Raw genomic sequence first — 15,054 nt, forward strand, 5'->3', positions numbered from 1 at the left:
AACGTCAGCACACCGTCTCGCGGATGAGCACCGCGGTCGCCCGTCGGAGACGCTCGGAGACCGCCTGTCCCGAGACGCCCAGTTGCTCCGCCAACTCGTCCTGCGAGATCTCCCGCGGGACGGCGTAGTATCCCTCCTCGTACGCCAACTTCAGCGTCTGGAGCTGACACTCGGAGAGGCCCCGCGACGCGTCGGTCCGGTCCGTCGAGAGCACGCGGCGAAGCTGGAACGTGAAGTCGTTCTCTCGGCAGAAGTCGGCGTACCGCGTGAGGCTATCCCGGTCGGGAAACCGCATCTGTACGTCCCACCCGTCTCCCGACCTGACCGCCGAGGTCAGGACGAGACCGAGTTCGCCCCAGATCGGGTACGTCGTGGGCATCGAGTCGGATTCGGCCAGCTCGATCCGGTACAGCCGCCGGTCGGGCAGGTCGGCGATGACCATCGGATCCGCGACCGTTTCGCTCCGCCCGATTTCGCTCTCGAAGCGGCCGAAGTCGCCGCCCCACGCCCAGAGAAACATGCACACGTTCCCGGTGCCGGTGGTGGTGAACTGTTCTACTTCCAGTTTCATCTCCGGAACGCTCGCGAGTACCTCCCGCGTGCTCGGCGCTTCGAGGTAGAAATCCGCCGTGATGCCCATCGTGGGCGGGGTTGGCGATCGGCGGCCAAAACGGTTCCGTCGAGACGGACGACTTCGGACCGCGGCGTCACCGCGAGAGTTCGATCGCCGCCCCCTGCCCGAAGCCGACGCACAGCGTCGCCAGCCCGCGTTCCGCGTCCCGTTCGATCAGTTCGTGGACGAGGGTCACCGGCAGGCGCGCGCCGCTCGCGCCCAGCGGGTGGCCGAGGGCGATGGCCCCGCCGTTGACGTTGAACTTCTCGTCCGGCACGCCGAGCTCCCGCTGGCTGTAGAGCGCCTGGCTGGCGAACGCCTCGTTCAGCTCGACGAGGTCGTAGTCGTCGATCGAGCGGCCGTTCTTCGTGAGCAGGTTCCGCGTCGCCGGCACCGGACCGATGCCCATGACCGTCGGGTCGACGCCCGCGACGGCGTTCATCCCGACCTCCGCCATGACGTCGAGGCCGTGCTCCTCGGCGAACTCGCGGCTCGTGACGAGGAGTGCGGCCGCGCCGTCGGAGATCTGCGAGGAGTTGCCGGCCGTGACGGACCCGTCGCCGGTGAACGCCGGCGGGAGCCCGGCGAGCGCGTCGAGGGACGTGTCGCGCCGGACGCCCTCGTCCTCCGTCACCGTCCCCTCGTCGGTCTCGATCGGGACGATCTGCTCGTCGAACCGCCCCTCGTCGGTCGCCTCGGCGGCGCGTCGGTGGCTCCGGAGCGCGTACTCGTCCATCTCCTCGCGGGGGACGTCGTACTCCTCCGCGACCTTCTCGGCGGTCATCCCCATCTGGAGCTGGAAGACGTTGTACTCCTCGGAGAGCTGCGGGTGGAGGTGCTGGTAGGAGTCGCCGTCCATCGGCACGCGGGACATGTTCTCGACGCCGCCCGCGATGACGCACTCGCGGTTGCCGGCGGCGATCGCGTCGCTCGCGCCCATGAGCGCCTGCATCGACGAGGCGCACCACCGGTTGATCGTCGTCGCCGGCACCGACTCGCCGAGGTCGGAGAGGAGCGAAATGACGCGGGCGACGTTGTTGTCCTGCTCGCCGCGCTGCTGGGCGCAGCCCCACATCAGGTCCTCGACCTCGTCGCTGCCGAGGCCGGTTTCGGCGAGGATCTCGTTTATGAGGGCGATCGAGAGGTCCTCTCCGCGGACGTCGGCGAAGACGCCGCCGCCCTTCCCCTGCGGGGTCCGGTACGCCTTCGCGATGACTGGCGTTGGCATGTCTCACCCTCGGGGTGCCACGGTGATAAATCCGGGAGAACCCGGCGTCCCGAGCCGGGAGTTTACGTTCGGCGTCGGGTCCGGGTCAGAACCCGATCGCCTGTCCGTCGCGCCGCGGCTCCGATCCGCCGATCAGCGTTCCGTCCTCGTTGCGATAGATGAGTTGCCCGCCCCCGTAGTGACCGACGTCCGGTTCGAAGTACTCCGATTCGGGTATCACCTCGTGTCCGCGCGAACGCAGGTTCTCGACGGTTTCGTCGGAGATTCGGCTGGTTTCGAGCGTGACGTCGCGCTCCTCGATGAAGCGAAAGCGCGGCGCGTCGAGCGCCGCCTGGGGGTTGAGCCCCGAGTCGATCAGGTTCGCCACGACCTGCACGTGTCCCTGCGGTTGCATGTCCCCTCCCATCACGCCGAAGGAAGCGCGGAACTCTCCGTCCTCGGCGAGCATGGCGGGGATGAGGGTGTGGTACGGTCGCTTCCTCGGTTCGAGCGCGTTCGCGTCGTCGGGGTCGAGGCTGAACGAGACCCCCCGATTCTGGAGGGGAAACCCACCGACGACGAGTCCGCTGCCGAAGGGCGAGTACCCGCTGTTGATGAGCGAAACGGCGTTGCCGTCGCCGTCGACGACCGCGAGATACACCGTGTCGCTAGCCTCGCCCGCCCGCGGTTCGTACGCGCCGACCTCGGAGCCGATCTCGGTCGCGCGCCGCGCCCCGTACTCCGGAGAGAGCATGGTGTCGAGCGGGACGTCGACCACCTCGGGATCGCTGACGTACTCGTACGCGTCGGCGAACGCGATCTTCATCGCCTCGATGAGGTGGTGCAGCCGCTCCGGATCGGTCGGGTCCACCGGAATGTCGAAGTTTTCGACGATGTTGAGCGCCTGAAGGGCCACGACGCCCTGCGCGTTCGGCGGATGTTCGAGTACCTCCGTACCGCGGTACTCGGTGCTTATCGGGTCGTCCCACGTGCTCTCGTGAGCGGCGAGGTCCGAGAGTTCGAGTACCCCGTCGTGGTTCTGGACGACTTCGACGACTTCCGCGCCCAGGTCGCCGCCGTAGAACGTTTCGATCCCCTCCGACGCGATCCGTTCGAGCGAGTCGGCGAACGCCGGATTCGCGAACACCTGCTCCGCGTGCGGGGGTTCTCCGTCGACGAGAAACGTTTCGGCGAACCCTTCAAATTGCCTGACTCGCGGGGCGGCGGCCTCCTGCTGCGCGGCGACGTACTCCGAGATCGGGAACCCGTCCCGCGCGTACTCGATTGCCGGCTGGAGGTGATCCGCCAATTCGAAGTTTCCGTAGCGTTTGATAAGCTGACAGAAGCCGTCCAGCGCGCCGGGGACGGTGACGGGGAGACCGCCCTCCTGCGGTACCACCGGTTCGCCGTCCTCGGTTTCGTCGGTTCGCTCGCGATACGTCTCGATATCTGCCGCCTCCGGGGCGCGCCCGCTCCCGTTGAGCGCTTTGTACTCGCCGTCGAAGTGGGTGAGCGCGAACATGTCCCCGCCGATGCTGGTCATCTGCGGCTCGACGAGGTTCAGCATCAGCGCGGTGGCGACCGCCGCGTCGGCCGCGTTGCCCCCGTCGCGGAGCGTCTGCACCCCCACCTGCGCCGCGAGCGGGTGGCTCGTCGCGACCATGCCGTTTTTCACCATGACGGCCGACCGTCGGCTGCTGAACTGCCACGGATAGTCGAATTCGGGTCCCGCTTCGGTGCCGCCGTCGGCATCACCTTCCGCCGATTCCTGCGTTGTGCCCGCAGCTCTCGAACCGACGGTTCCCGCGGCGGTTGCTGCGACCCCGAGTTGCTTCATGAATGCGCGACGGTTTGACATGGATTAGAATAGCACAATTACTCTAATAAACTTCATCAAATAGGAAATAAAAGCGTGGGGAAGACAAGTAAAATTTTCTGACAAACCCGCGTGATCGCGGTGACGGCATCGGTCCCCTTACGCGTCGAACAGCTCCGGCGCGACGTCGGCGGAGGCGTGCTGTCGGGGTTCGACCGTCGTCGAAAGCGCGGGGGATCGCTCGGTCGTCGTCCGCTCCCCGGATCGCTCAGTCATCCGCGGACAGGGGCGTGCCGTCCGGCGCGGTCGGCGCGGGGCTCTCGCCCTCGGCGAAGGGGTACCACGACTGCTTCGCGTCCTCCATCCACGGGTCCTCGTAGGTCGTCTCCTCGGGTTCGCACAGCTCGATCAGCGGCTCCGTTCCCGTCTCCGCGACCCACTCGCGGAAGGGCTGTCCCTCCTGGCGGTGGGCGGCGAACGCCTCTAGCAGGTTCCTGACCGCGCCCGGCACCTCGTCGGCGGGGACGCGCTGGCGGACCCACTCGACGAACGTCGGCTCCTCGCCGATCCCGCCGCCGACGCCGACGTCCATCGCCTCGACCATCCGCCCGTCCTTCCGGGCGCGCATCCCCATGAGACCGATGTCGGCCGTGTTCGACTGGCCGCAGTCGGCCGTGCAGCCGGAAAAGTGCATCGTGACGCTCTCCACGTCCGACGGAAGCTCGACGTTGTCGCGGAACCATCGGAGCATCCGGGCCATCCGCGCCTTCGTCTCCGTCAGCGCGAGCGGGCAGAACTCGGTGCCGGTGCACGCCATCGCCCCGCGCTGGAACGGGTTCGGCTCGGGGGTGTGTTTCTCCAGCAGCGGCTCCGCCAGCAGGTCGTCCACCCGCTCGGCCGGCACGTCCATCACGAGCGGGTTCTGCCGCCGGGTGAGCCGAACCTCGCCGGAGCCGTACTCGTCCGCGAGGTCGGCGAGTTCGATCGCGTCCGCGGCCGTGAGGCGGCCGACGGCGACGCTCAGGCCGACGTAGTAGCGCCCGTCCGCCTGTTCGTGCACGCCGACGTGGTCGGCCTTCCCCTCGGCCGGCGGTCGGCCCGCGTTGTACGTGTACTCCCCGCGCACGTCCTCGCCCGCGGTCCGGAGGTCGAAGTCGACGTACTCCGCGTCGAGAAGGTCGCGAATCTTTTCGGTTCCCCACTCGTCGACGAAAAAGCGGGTGCGGTTCTTCGCGCGTACCTCGCGGTTCCCGTGGTCGTGGTACAGCCGGACGAACCCCGCGACGACCTCGTAGGCCTCCTCGGGCGTGACGAACGCGTCGAGGCTCCGCGCCTTTCGGGGTTTGCGCCCGCCGAGCCCGCCGCCGACGCGGACGTTGAACCCCGTCACCTCGTCGCCGTCGATCGTCTTTCTGGCGGGTTCGAGGCCCACGTCGTTGATCGAATCCTGCGCGCAGCCCTCCCGACAGCCCGTGACGCTGATGTTGAACTTCCGCGGCATGTTGCAGAGCGCGTCGTCGCCCCGCAGTTCCTCCTGAAATCGGTCGAGAAGGGGGAGCGTCTCCACCAGTTCGTGTTTGTCCTTGCCGGCGACGGGACAGCCGGAAATGTTGCGCATCGTGTCGCCGCCCGAAGAGCGCGTCGAGACGCCCGCGGACTCCAGTTTCTCCCAGACGGCCGGCACGTCCTCCAGCTTGATCCAGTGGAGCTGGACGGACTGGCGCGTCGTGAGGTCGATCCAGCCGTTTCCGAACTCCGGATTCGACGCCGGGCCGGTCGCGTAGTCGCGGGCGACCTCGCCGATGGCGCGGAGCTGTCCGGGGTCCAGCCGCCCGTTCGCGTTCGTGAGCCGCATCATGAAGTAGCTCTCCTGCCCGCCGCGCTGGTGGAACAGTCCCCAGAACTTGAATCGGGTGAACCACTTCTCGCGCTCGTCCGCCGGGATCGACTCCCACCCCTCCTCGGCGAACTCGACGATCCGTTCCCGCACCTCGTCGCCGTACAGCTCGTCCTTCCACCGCTCTTTCTTCTTCGACATCACACCACCTCGAACGTACGTTCGTCTATTTTTGAACCGTAATCGAATACGTGCATGGTGCAAATCACATTGAGTGCGTGTGATACGGACTAATATAATACTAATCGTTGAAATATTCAGATAATACGTGTTGGAAAACTACGTCCGATCGGTTTAATACCGAATATAGTCCGTATAAGGCCGTTTATCCCGTGATTATCGGACGGATAGCGTTTCGATTCGAAACGAAATTCACGTACGTTCGGAATCGAGTACCTTCGATCGGCGCGGCGCGCGGCGACGCCGGAGGTGCGCCTCGGCCGCCTGGAGGTCCTCCCAGGTGTTGACGTTGCGGAAGTCGCCGGCCTCGGTGAACGCGCGGACCGTCCGCTCCGGGACGACCTCGGGTTCGAGCGTCCGCACGAAGTCGCGGAGTCGGCCGTCGAACAGCGTGATCGCGTCGGTGCAGCAGGCCCTTGCCGCCCGGACGTGGACCGCGGCGGGCAGCGGCTGCACGTCGCCGTCGACGGTCGGAACCGCGCCCGTCCGGTTGCGCGCCCGGGCGAGGAGGTGGGCGAGGAACGCCGTCGGCACGAGCGGCAGGTCGCACGGGAGGATCACCGCGTACTCCGCTCGGGTCGCCCGAAGACCCGTGCGGACGCCGGCGGCGGGGCCCCGGTCGAGGATCGGATCCGCGGCGAAGCGGACCTCGAGGCCGGCGAGCGCCGACTCGAACGCCTCCCGCTGGTCCCGGCGGCAGTTGACGACGAGTTCGTCGACGGCCGGCGCGACCGCGTCCGCGACCCGGCGGATCATGGGCGTCCCCGCGAGGCGCGTCGTGGCTTTGTCGACGCCCCGAAAGCGAACCGACCGACCGCCGGCGACGATGACGCCCGCCCGTCCCGTGTCCGGCTTTTCGGCCGGTCGCCGTCGTCGGGGAGCGTCGCCGTCAGTCATCGCTGGGGGTGCGCTCGTCCGGGCCTCCGACGAGGAATCCGTCGACGTGGGCGCGCTCCGCGACGGCCGGTCGGGCGACGAAGGCGTTCAGCAGGACGATCGGAACCGCGAGGACCGCGACGACGAGGTAGCCGTCGTGGATGACGCCGGCCTCGGCGGCCGACGCGTAGACGAGCGGGAAGCCGATGCCGCCGAACGTGCCGATGCCGCCGACGACGCCCGCGGCAGCCCCCGATCGGTCCGGGAACATGGCGGGGACCTGCGCGAAGATGGCGCCCTCGGCGAACGCGCAGGCGGTGCCGACGAGAAAGCCCGCGGCGACCGTCAAGAGCACGTCGCCCGTCCGCCCCGCGAGGGTAAAACCGACCATGGCGACGACGATGAACGACAGGCAGACGAGCGTCCACTGCTCGCGGTACCGGCCGCCGAACACCGGCAGGAGGTCGCGCTCGCGCCTGACGAGCAGGTCGCTCACGAAGCCGCCGATCGGACGCAGCAACCCGGCGGCGAGCGAGAACGTCGCCGCGAACGTGCTCGCGAGGACGAGGTTCGAGCCGAAGCCCTCGCGGAAGTACGTCGGCAGCCAGCCGTTCATCGAGATCTCGAGGCCGAAGCTCATCACGTAGCCGAGCGCGAGCGCGACGACGCCGTACCGGGTGGCGGTGTGCAGCCACGACGAGAACGTCGCCGACTCGCTGGCCCGCTCGGCCCGCGCCTCGGTGGCCGCGTCCTCGCCGAGCCGGCGGTACGCGATCCCCATCGCGATGGCCGCGAGCCCGGTGTAGAAGAACGCCGCCCGCCACCCCGTCGAGAACAGCGGACCGTCCCACGAGCCGAAGAGGCGCGGCAGGAGCAGCGCGCCGCCCGCCGCGCCCGCGTTGCCGATCCCGGCGTAGACGCCCTCAGCCGTTCCCAGTTGCTCCTCGGGGAACCACTGGGCGACGTGCTGGATGCCGATGACGAACGTGATGCCGGCCGAGGCGACGACGAGCCGCAGGACGAAGAACGTCTCGTACGTCGTCGCGAAGGCGCTCGCGACGCTGAAGACGCCGACGTAGCCGAGCACGATGGAGAACACCGTCGGCGCGCCGTAGCGGTCCGACAGCCACCCGACGAGCACCCGGCCGGGCGGCGCGCTCCAGATGGCCGCGCTGGCGAGGATCCCGAGGTCGGCGAGCGACAGGCCGAACTCGTCGGCGATGGGGCCGGTGAACGGGGCGAAGGAGAACCAGATGAGAAACGACAGGTTGAACGACGCCGTCGCGAGGACGAGCGTCCGCCACTTCGTCGCCCTCATCCGCGCACCTCCGGGAGCGACCATGACCTCGCGCTCCCGGCGTCCGCCGCGACGGCGGGCGCTGCGAGGCGGACGGCGCACTGCTTGTAGTTCGGCTCCTTCGACCGCGGGTCGGTCGCCGCGACGGTGAGGACGTTGGTCGCGGGGTGGTGGATCGGGAGCCAGAGCAGCCCGGGGGGGATCGAGTCGTCCGGTTCGATCGCCGCGACCACCGAACCGCGCCGGGAGGCGACGCGCGCGAGGTCGTCGCGGATCGCCCCGCCGAACGCCGCGACGGTTTCGGGGTTGACGCGCGCCTCGACCGGCCCGGGGTCGCCGGCCGCGCGCGACCGGACGCCGGTGTTGTAGCCGTCGGGCTCGCGACCGGTCGTGAGGACGAGCGGGTACCGCTCGTCCGGCGGCTCGGGCAGTTGGCCGGCAGCGCCGGATCCGTCGAACGGGACGGAAAACCGCGCCCGTCCCGTCGGCGTCGGGAACGACCAGTCCGGGTCGTCCCGGCCGCCCGCGCCGGCGTACCGGTAGCCGCCGCTCGACGACGCGTCGGGGGCAGGCCACCGGACGGCGTGTTCCGCGTCGAGGCGGTCGTAGCTGATCCCCGAGCAGTCGGCGTTCGTGCTCGCCGTGAGCGCCCGGAACTCGTCGAAGACCGCCTCGGGATCCAGCCGCGGTTCCGGGAACAGGTCGGGCGCGAGCCACGCTCCGACGGCCGCGACGATGTCCAGGTCGGACCGGACGCCCGGCGGCGTTTCGGTCGCCGCCCGGACCCGCGAGATCGTCCGCTCCATGTTCGTCACGGTCCCCTCGGACTCGCCCCACGTCGCCGCCGGCAGCACCACGTCGGCGAGTTCGACCGTCTCGGTCCGGAAGGCGTCCTGCGCGACGAGGAACGCGTCGTCGAGCGCCGCCCGGACGCGGTCGGAATCGGGCATCCCGGCGACGGGGTTCGTCGCGACGGTCCACACCGCCCGCGGCTCCGACTCGACGATCCCGACCGGACCGGGGCCGGCGTCGTCCGGCAGCCCGGAGACCGGGACGCCCCACGCCTCGGCGACGACGCGGCGGTGCTCGGGGTCGCGGAACGGCCGGTGTCCGGGCCACGTCCCCTTCGAGGAGCAGACCCGCGTTCCCATTGAGTTCGCCTGCCCGGTGAGCGAGAACGGTCCCGAGCCGCGACCGAGGTTTCCGGAGGCCAGACAGAGGTCGACGAGCGCGCCGGCGGTCGCGGTGCCCCTGACGCTCTGGTTGACGCCCATCCCCCAGTAGACGAGCGTCCGCCGCTCGAACGCCGCGGCGAGCGCCTCGACCGCCTCGGGATCGACGCCGGCGCGCGCCCCGGCGTCGTCCACCGTCGGCAGGCTCGACGCGAGCGCGTCGAAGCCCTCTGTGTGCGCTTTCACGAACGCGCGGTCGATCCGATCCGTCTCGACCAGCCGCGCGAGGACCGCCCGGGCGAGCGCGAGATCGCCGCCGGGATCCGGGTCGACGTGCCGATCGGCGAGTTCCGCGGTCTCGCTCCGGACGGGGTCGACGACGACGAGTTCGCGGCCCTCTTCGTCGGCCGAGTCGGCGATCCAGCGGAACATGACGGGGTGGGCGACGGCCGGATTCGCGCCCCAGACGACGTGCGACTCGGCCTCGGGGACGTCGTCGTAGGTCGGCGGCGGCGCGTCGCTCCCGAAGGCGTCGTAGTACGCCGTCACCGCGCTCGCCATGCAGAGCGTCGTGTTCGCGTCGTAGTTTCGCGTGCCGACGCCGCCGCGGGCGAGCTTTCCGAGCGCGTAGGCCGCCTCGTTCGTCTGCTGGCCGCTGCCGAGGATCGCCAGTTCGTCGGCGTCCTCCTCGATCGCGGCTCCGAACCCCGTCGCGACGCGGGCGAGCGCGTCCTCCCACGTCGCGCGGACGAGGTCGCCGCCCTTCCGGACGAGCGGCCGCGTCAGCCACTCGCCCTTCGGATCGGCGGACTCGCGAATGCCGCGACCGCAGGCCAGCCCCCGGTTGACCGGGTGGGCGGCGTCGCCCCGGACCGCGTCGATCCCGTACCCCCTGTCCGCGCCGCGGTGGACGTGGCCGCAGCCGACCGCACACCGCACGCACGTCGTCGGGACGGGGTCGCTCACCCGACGTCACCCCCGGGGGTTTGGGGAGAAATATATTGACGAACGTTCACCGATACTCCGGATAACGTCGTACTACTCCTCTTTTTCACGGTTTCATTTGACCGAACGGAGGTACAAAACGCTAATCATTGAAAAAGCAAAAATAAATGGCGTTTCGGTGGATGCGCGTCTGGTTTACAATCGGATATAAGGGATTTATTCGCGTAATTCGTCCAGTTATCTTCCGAATTTGTGGACGATCGGGGCGGAGAGTACGGTGTACTCGGAATCGGGTCGTGTCGTCGGGCGGCGGGCGCGGCGAGCGGTACGCTCTCGAAGTTCTCGGTTCGACGACATGGCAGTCGAATGGCCGCTTCGACGGTCTTAAGCACCTGTAGCCGCAAGTTCTCGCGGATGAACGACCCGGCCCTCGAGGTAGTCGAGTTCCTTCTGACGGCCCATCTCTACACGGAAAACCGGGAGTTAGACGCGAACGACCTGCCCCCGCGATACCGGCAGGTGTTCTGGGTCGACGCGGACCCGGAGTCCCGTTCGGAGGCGAGCGACGCACCTTCGCGCGGCGCGATCGAGCGTCCGCTTTCGGCCACGGAGAGCACGGCCAGGACGGCCACCGGCGTCGAGCGTCCGTGGGAGGCGGTTTCGGACCTCCTCTTCACCCAGCGCGCGGACTTCTCCGGCAAGATCTCTCTCACGCAACCCGACATGGCGCTCGACTGGTTCGTCGAGCGCGCCGACCGCGACCGACTGGCGACGAATCCGACGATCGCGGCGGCCGTCGAGGGCCGCGACGACGTCGACGTGACCCACGAGGAGGCGCGCGAGGCCAACCGACCCATCCAGGCCGACCGGGTGTGGATCGACAGCCTGCTGGAGGAGTACTTCGACACCGGCGAGGACGGCGACGCGGAGATGCTCGACCTCGTCCACGTCCGGGCCCCGGAGGAGATCGAGATGACCCTCGACGACCTCGTGCTCACCGAGGACCAGGAGGGGGAGATCAAGAAGATCGTGACGGCGATCGAACACCGCGACTACCTCGCCGACATCGGCCTCCGCGAGATCGGCAAGCTGCTCTTCGTCGGTCCGCCGGGAACGGGGAAGACGACCGTCTCGCGGGCGCTCGCACACGAGCTGGGCCTCCCGTTCGTCGAGGTGAAGCTGTCGATGATCACGAGCCAGTACCTCGGCGAGACGGCGAAGAACGTCGAGAAGACGTTCGAGGTCGCAAAGCGGCTGTCGCCCTGCATCCTCTTTATCGACGAGTTCGACTCGGTCGCGAAGACGCGCCGGAGCGACGAGCACGCCGCGCTCAAGCGCGCGGTCAACACCCTCCTCAAGAGCATCGACGACATCAGCCTCATCCGCGACGACGTGCTCCTCATCGGCGCGACGAACCACCCCGACCAGCTCGACGCGGCGGCGTGGCGGCGCTTCGACGAGATCGTCAACTTCCCGAAGCCCGACCGCTCGATGCGCGCCGACATCCTCCGGGTGATCACCCGGCGGATGGACATCGCCGAGTTCGACCCCGAGGCGGTCGCGGACCTGACCGAGGGACTCACCGGGAGCGACCTCCGGCTGGTGCTGCGGGAGGCGGTCCTCGAAGCGCTCACGGAGGAGCGCATGACGCTCACGCAGGACGACATCCTCGACGCCGTCGCCGACTTCGAGGAGCGCGACAACCTGAAGAACATGGACATGATCGACGGCGACGGCGCGGCGGTCGCGGGCGACGGCGGGGACCACGGGCACGATCACGATCACAGCCACGACCACGATCACGGCCACGACCACGCGCACTGACCGATGCGGATCACGCTCCTCGGGACGGGGGACACGACGGGGACGCCCACCGTCGGCTGCGACTGCGACACCTGCGTCGCCGCCCGCGAGCGCGGCGCGGAGCGCTCGCGCTTTTCGGTCCACGTCGAGAACGAGCGGACGGGCGAGTCGCTGCTCGTCGACGTGAGCCCGGACTTCCGCTACCAGTTTCTGACCCGCGACGTGCCCCTCCCCGACGCCGCCCTGATCACGCACGTCCACTTCGACCACCTCGACGGCCTCGGCAACGCCTACCGCGTGTTCGACGACCTGCCGGTCTTCGCCGCCGACGAAACCGACCCGGTCACGGACGAGAGCGTCGCCGACGCGATCCGCCGGAAGTTCGACTACCTCGACCGGGTCACCGTCCGCGACCGGACGCCACTCGAACCGTTCCGCGCGTGCGGCCTCGACCTCACGCTCGTCCCCGTGGACCACCCGCCGCTGCTGTGCTACGGCCTCGCCGTCGAGGACCCCGAGACGGGCGCGAAGCTCTCCCTCTCCGGCGACACGAGCTACGGGATCCCCGAGGCGTCGCGGGCGGTCCTCGCCGATCCCGACCTCCTCCTCGCGGACGCCATCGTCCCGGCGTCGCTCTGCCAGTACCACCCGGCGGGCGGCAAGCACCGGGACGACGAGGGCGTGCCGCGGACGTTCGGCTCGAAGCACATGACCCGAGAGGGCGCGCTGTCGCTCGCGGACGAGCTGAACGCCGCGGAGACGCGGCTGGTCCACGTCGCACACTTTTACCCGCCCGAGGAGGCGTTCGAGGAGCCGCTGGCGGTCGACGGGGAACGGTACGAGTTGTAGTTCTCGTAGTTCGCGTGGGTCGCCTTCGGACGGATCATCCGAACCGATCCAGCCCCGCCTGTCGCCGGGCCACCCCGGTCGGCTCTGCGACCCACGGCGACCGGCGGTCGCGGATCGCGTCGAGGTCGACGTCCGGCGCGGCGGCCGCCTCGAAGCCCGGACACGACTCGCCGCACTCGCTCCCGGGGTCCACGACGCGCCCGAAGTGGGCGCAGCGCGGCCGTCCGTCCGTCGTCGTCGACGCGCGCGCGCAGGGCGGCAGGTCGTAGGTTCGCCAACCCTTCCCGTAGGCGCGCTCCGCGATCCGGCGACGCTTTCTCGCCTTCGCCGCCGCGCTCGCGACGGCGACGTCCGTTCGCAGCGGGCGCTCCTCCACGAGCTCGATCCCCGGTTCTGAGACGGCGAGGGGGGTCGCCTCGCGGACCACCTCGCGCTCGCCCTTCTCGGGATCGAACCGCCAGACGCCGACCGCCTCGGGGATGCGGTTCAGGTGCGCGCGGGTGACGTAGCTCCCCGTGGCGAGGTACACCTCGTCGAAGAGCGCGAGGCTCGCGTCGGTCCTGAGCTGCCGTTCGAGGTCCCCCGGTCGCCCGAGGTCGGGCTTGTTTTCGACGCCGATCAGCCGGGAGAACCAGTCGGGGTAGCGGACGGCGCGCCGGACGTACTCCCGACCGTTGCGGCGGCGGGACTCGAAGAAGCCGATCTCGACGGCGCGGTCGACGACCCGCCGGGCGACGTCGGGGTGGCAGTCGAAGGCGTCCTTCCAGTAGGCGTCGGTTCCGACGCCGACGCCGCTCTCGATCGCGAGCGCCGGGATGGATTCCGGGGTGATGGCCGTCCGGGCGTCGAACTCGGGGCCCGGCTCGACGAGGCACGCGTCGACGATCCGGTTGCCGGGGGCGGCGACGGCCGCGCCGAGCTGGCGGGCGACGATCGAGTCGGTCGCGCCTTCGAGGTGCGTACAGAGGGCTAGCTCGAACGCGAACTCTCGCACGGTACCCGGGAGGCGCGCGTCGGGCAAAAAGCACCCGGTCGCGCCGGCGTGCGCTCGGCAACCGCGTCCAGCCGCCCGGCTTCGGACGCCCGGTCGAGCCGGGGCGAGAACAGCAACTTTATCACGCGTTCGGGGCGAATCCTTCACAAGATTACTCTCAGGAGGTCAATGGTGACGGAAAATCCGCAACAACCGGAGGTGAACATCGGACTCGTCGGCCACGTCGACCACGGGAAGACGACGCTGGTTCAGGCGCTGAGCGGCTCGTGGACCGACCAGCACTCGGAGGAGATGAAGCGCGGCATCTCCATCCGGCTGGGCTACGCGGACGCGACGTTCCGCACGTGTCCCGGGCTCGACGAGCCCGAATGTTACACCGTGGAAGAGACCTGTCCCGACGGGTCGGAGAGCGAACCCCTCCGTACGGTTTCGTTCGTCGACGCGCCGGGTCACGAAACGCTGATGGCGACGATGCTGTCCGGCGCGGCGCTGATGGACGGCGCGGTGCTCGTCGTGAGCGCCACCGAGGACGTGCCGCAGGCGCAGACCGAAGAGCACCTGATGGCGCTCGACATCATCGGCATCGAGAACGTCGTCGTCGCGCAGAACAAGATCGACCTCGTCGACCGCGACCGCGCGGTGGAGAACTACGGGCAGATCCAGGAGTTCGTCGAGGGGACCGTCGCCGAGGGCGCGCCGATCGTCCCGATCAGCGCCGGCCAGAACGTCAACATGGACCTCCTCATCAACGCCATCGAAGCGGAGATCCCGACGCCCGAGCGCGACGAGGCGGACGATCCCCGGATGTACGTCGCCCGGAGCTTCGACATCAACCGCCCGGGGACGACGTGGGAGGACCTCACCGGCGGCGTCATCGGCGGCAGCCTCGTCGAGGGCGAACTGACGGTCGGCGACGAGATCGAACTCCGCCCCGGCCGCGAGGTCGAAGCCGGCGGCCAGTCCGAGTGGCAGCCAATTCAGACGTCGATCCGGTCGCTGCAGGCGGGCGGACGGCAGGTCGACGCGGTCACCCCCGGCGGGCTGCTCGGCGTCGGGACGGGTCTCGACCCGAGCCTGACGAAGGGCGACGCGCTCGCCGGCCAGGTCGCGGGCGCGCCCGGCACGCTCCCGCCGACGTGGAACGCCTTCGAGATGGAGGTCGACCTGCTCGACCGCGTGGTTGGTGGGGACGCGGAGATCGAGGAGATCTCCACGGGCGAGCCGCTCATGCTGACCGTCGGCACGGCGACGACGGTCGGCGCGGTCACGAGCGCCCGCTCGGGGGAGTGCGAGGTCAGGCTGAAGCGGCCCGTCTGCGCGGAGCCCGGCGCGAAGATCGCCATCAACCGGCGCGTCGGCGCGCGCTGGCGGCTCATCGGCGTCGGCACGCTCACGGACTGAGACG

Annotated in this window: 11 protein-coding genes; 3 read left to right on the forward strand and 8 right to left on the reverse strand. The window is 69.4% G+C overall.

What is annotated here, in order from left to right:
* Window positions 1–4 precede the first annotated feature (4 nt).
* From C3L37_RS00535 to nasA, 7 genes are all read right to left on the reverse strand, one after another.
* A complete protein-coding gene (locus C3L37_RS00535; protein WP_129112679.1) occupies window positions 5–640 on the reverse strand; it encodes a helix-turn-helix domain-containing protein in 636 nt (211 codons plus the stop codon).
* Window positions 641–707: 67 nt separating this feature from the next.
* Entirely contained in the window at window positions 708–1,841 is a 1,134-nt protein-coding gene (locus C3L37_RS00540) for a thiolase family protein (RefSeq protein ID WP_129112680.1), read from the reverse strand.
* A gap of 85 nt (window positions 1,842–1,926) precedes the next feature.
* Window positions 1,927–3,678: a gamma-glutamyltransferase gene (gene ggt / locus C3L37_RS00545; RefSeq protein WP_129112681.1), complete on the reverse strand. Its 1,752-nt coding sequence runs from the start codon at window positions 3,676–3,678 to the stop codon at window positions 1,927–1,929.
* Window positions 3,679–3,904: 226 nt separating this feature from the next.
* Window positions 3,905–5,674 carry a nitrite/sulfite reductase gene (locus tag C3L37_RS00550; RefSeq protein ID WP_129112682.1) on the reverse strand — a complete coding sequence of 590 codons (1,770 nt, stop codon included), beginning with the start codon at window positions 5,672–5,674 and terminating at the stop codon, window positions 3,905–3,907.
* Window positions 5,675–5,905: 231 nt separating this feature from the next.
* Entirely contained in the window at window positions 5,906–6,610 is a 705-nt protein-coding gene (mobA, locus tag C3L37_RS00555) for a molybdenum cofactor guanylyltransferase (protein WP_129112683.1), read from the reverse strand.
* Window positions 6,603–7,907 carry an MFS transporter gene (locus C3L37_RS00560; protein ID WP_129112684.1) on the reverse strand — a complete coding sequence of 435 codons (1,305 nt, stop codon included), beginning with the start codon at window positions 7,905–7,907 and terminating at the stop codon, window positions 6,603–6,605. Before C3L37_RS00560 ends, mobA begins: the two co-directional genes overlap by 8 nt.
* On the reverse strand, window positions 7,904–10,024 hold the full coding sequence (nasA, locus tag C3L37_RS00565) for an assimilatory nitrate reductase NasA (protein WP_228546060.1): 2,121 nt from the start codon (window positions 10,022–10,024) through the stop codon (window positions 7,904–7,906). The genes C3L37_RS00560 and nasA overlap by 4 nt, the downstream gene beginning before the upstream one ends.
* A 393-nt stretch (window positions 10,025–10,417) precedes the next feature.
* On the opposite strand from nasA, the gene C3L37_RS00570 reads away from it, so the two are divergent.
* Together C3L37_RS00570 and C3L37_RS00575 are read left to right on the forward strand one after the other, a co-directional pair.
* Window positions 10,418–11,827, forward strand: coding sequence for an ATP-binding protein (locus C3L37_RS00570; protein WP_129112685.1), 1,410 nt, complete (start codon window positions 10,418–10,420; stop codon window positions 11,825–11,827).
* 3 nt (window positions 11,828–11,830) lie between these two features.
* Entirely contained in the window at window positions 11,831–12,655 is an 825-nt protein-coding gene (locus C3L37_RS00575) for an MBL fold metallo-hydrolase (protein ID WP_129112686.1), read from the forward strand.
* 34 nt (window positions 12,656–12,689) lie between these two features.
* On the opposite strand, the gene C3L37_RS00580 is transcribed toward C3L37_RS00575, so the two are convergent.
* Window positions 12,690–13,649 (reverse strand): DUF5787 family protein, encoded by a 960-nt coding sequence (locus tag C3L37_RS00580; RefSeq protein WP_129112687.1) that lies wholly within the window; start codon window positions 13,647–13,649, stop codon window positions 12,690–12,692.
* 168 nt (window positions 13,650–13,817) lie between these two features.
* Between C3L37_RS00580 and C3L37_RS00585 the strand changes: the two genes are divergently transcribed.
* Window positions 13,818–15,050 (forward strand): translation initiation factor IF-2 subunit gamma, encoded by a 1,233-nt coding sequence (locus tag C3L37_RS00585; protein WP_228546061.1) that lies wholly within the window; start codon window positions 13,818–13,820, stop codon window positions 15,048–15,050.
* The last annotated feature ends 4 nt before the right edge of the window (window positions 15,051–15,054 follow it).

The sequence above is a fragment of the Halegenticoccus tardaugens genome (genome assembly GCF_004116405.1).
Classification (GTDB): domain Archaea; phylum Halobacteriota; class Halobacteria; order Halobacteriales; family Haloferacaceae; genus Halegenticoccus; species Halegenticoccus tardaugens.

Bases quoted from the DNA above. Each gene is read 5' to 3' on its own strand.
- C3L37_RS00535 (WP_129112679.1), bottom strand. From the start codon at position 640: ATGGGCATCACGGCGGATTTCTACCTCGAAGCGCCGAGCACGCGGGAG.
- C3L37_RS00540 (WP_129112680.1), bottom strand. From the start codon at position 1,841: ATGCCAACGCCAGTCATCGCGAAGGCGTACCGGACCCCGCAGGGGAAG.
- ggt (WP_129112681.1), bottom strand. From the start codon at position 3,678: ATGTCAAACCGTCGCGCATTCATGAAGCAACTCGGGGTCGCAGCAACC.
- C3L37_RS00550 (WP_129112682.1), bottom strand. From the start codon at position 5,674: ATGTCGAAGAAGAAAGAGCGGTGGAAGGACGAGCTGTACGGCGACGAG.
- mobA (WP_129112683.1), bottom strand. From the start codon at position 6,610: ATGACTGACGGCGACGCTCCCCGACGACGGCGACCGGCCGAAAAGCCG.
- C3L37_RS00560 (WP_129112684.1), bottom strand. From the start codon at position 7,907: ATGAGGGCGACGAAGTGGCGGACGCTCGTCCTCGCGACGGCGTCGTTC.
- C3L37_RS00570 (WP_129112685.1), top strand. From the start codon at position 10,418: ATGAACGACCCGGCCCTCGAGGTAGTCGAGTTCCTTCTGACGGCCCAT.
- C3L37_RS00575 (WP_129112686.1), top strand. From the start codon at position 11,831: ATGCGGATCACGCTCCTCGGGACGGGGGACACGACGGGGACGCCCACC.
- C3L37_RS00585 (WP_228546061.1), top strand. From the start codon at position 13,818: ATGGTGACGGAAAATCCGCAACAACCGGAGGTGAACATCGGACTCGTC.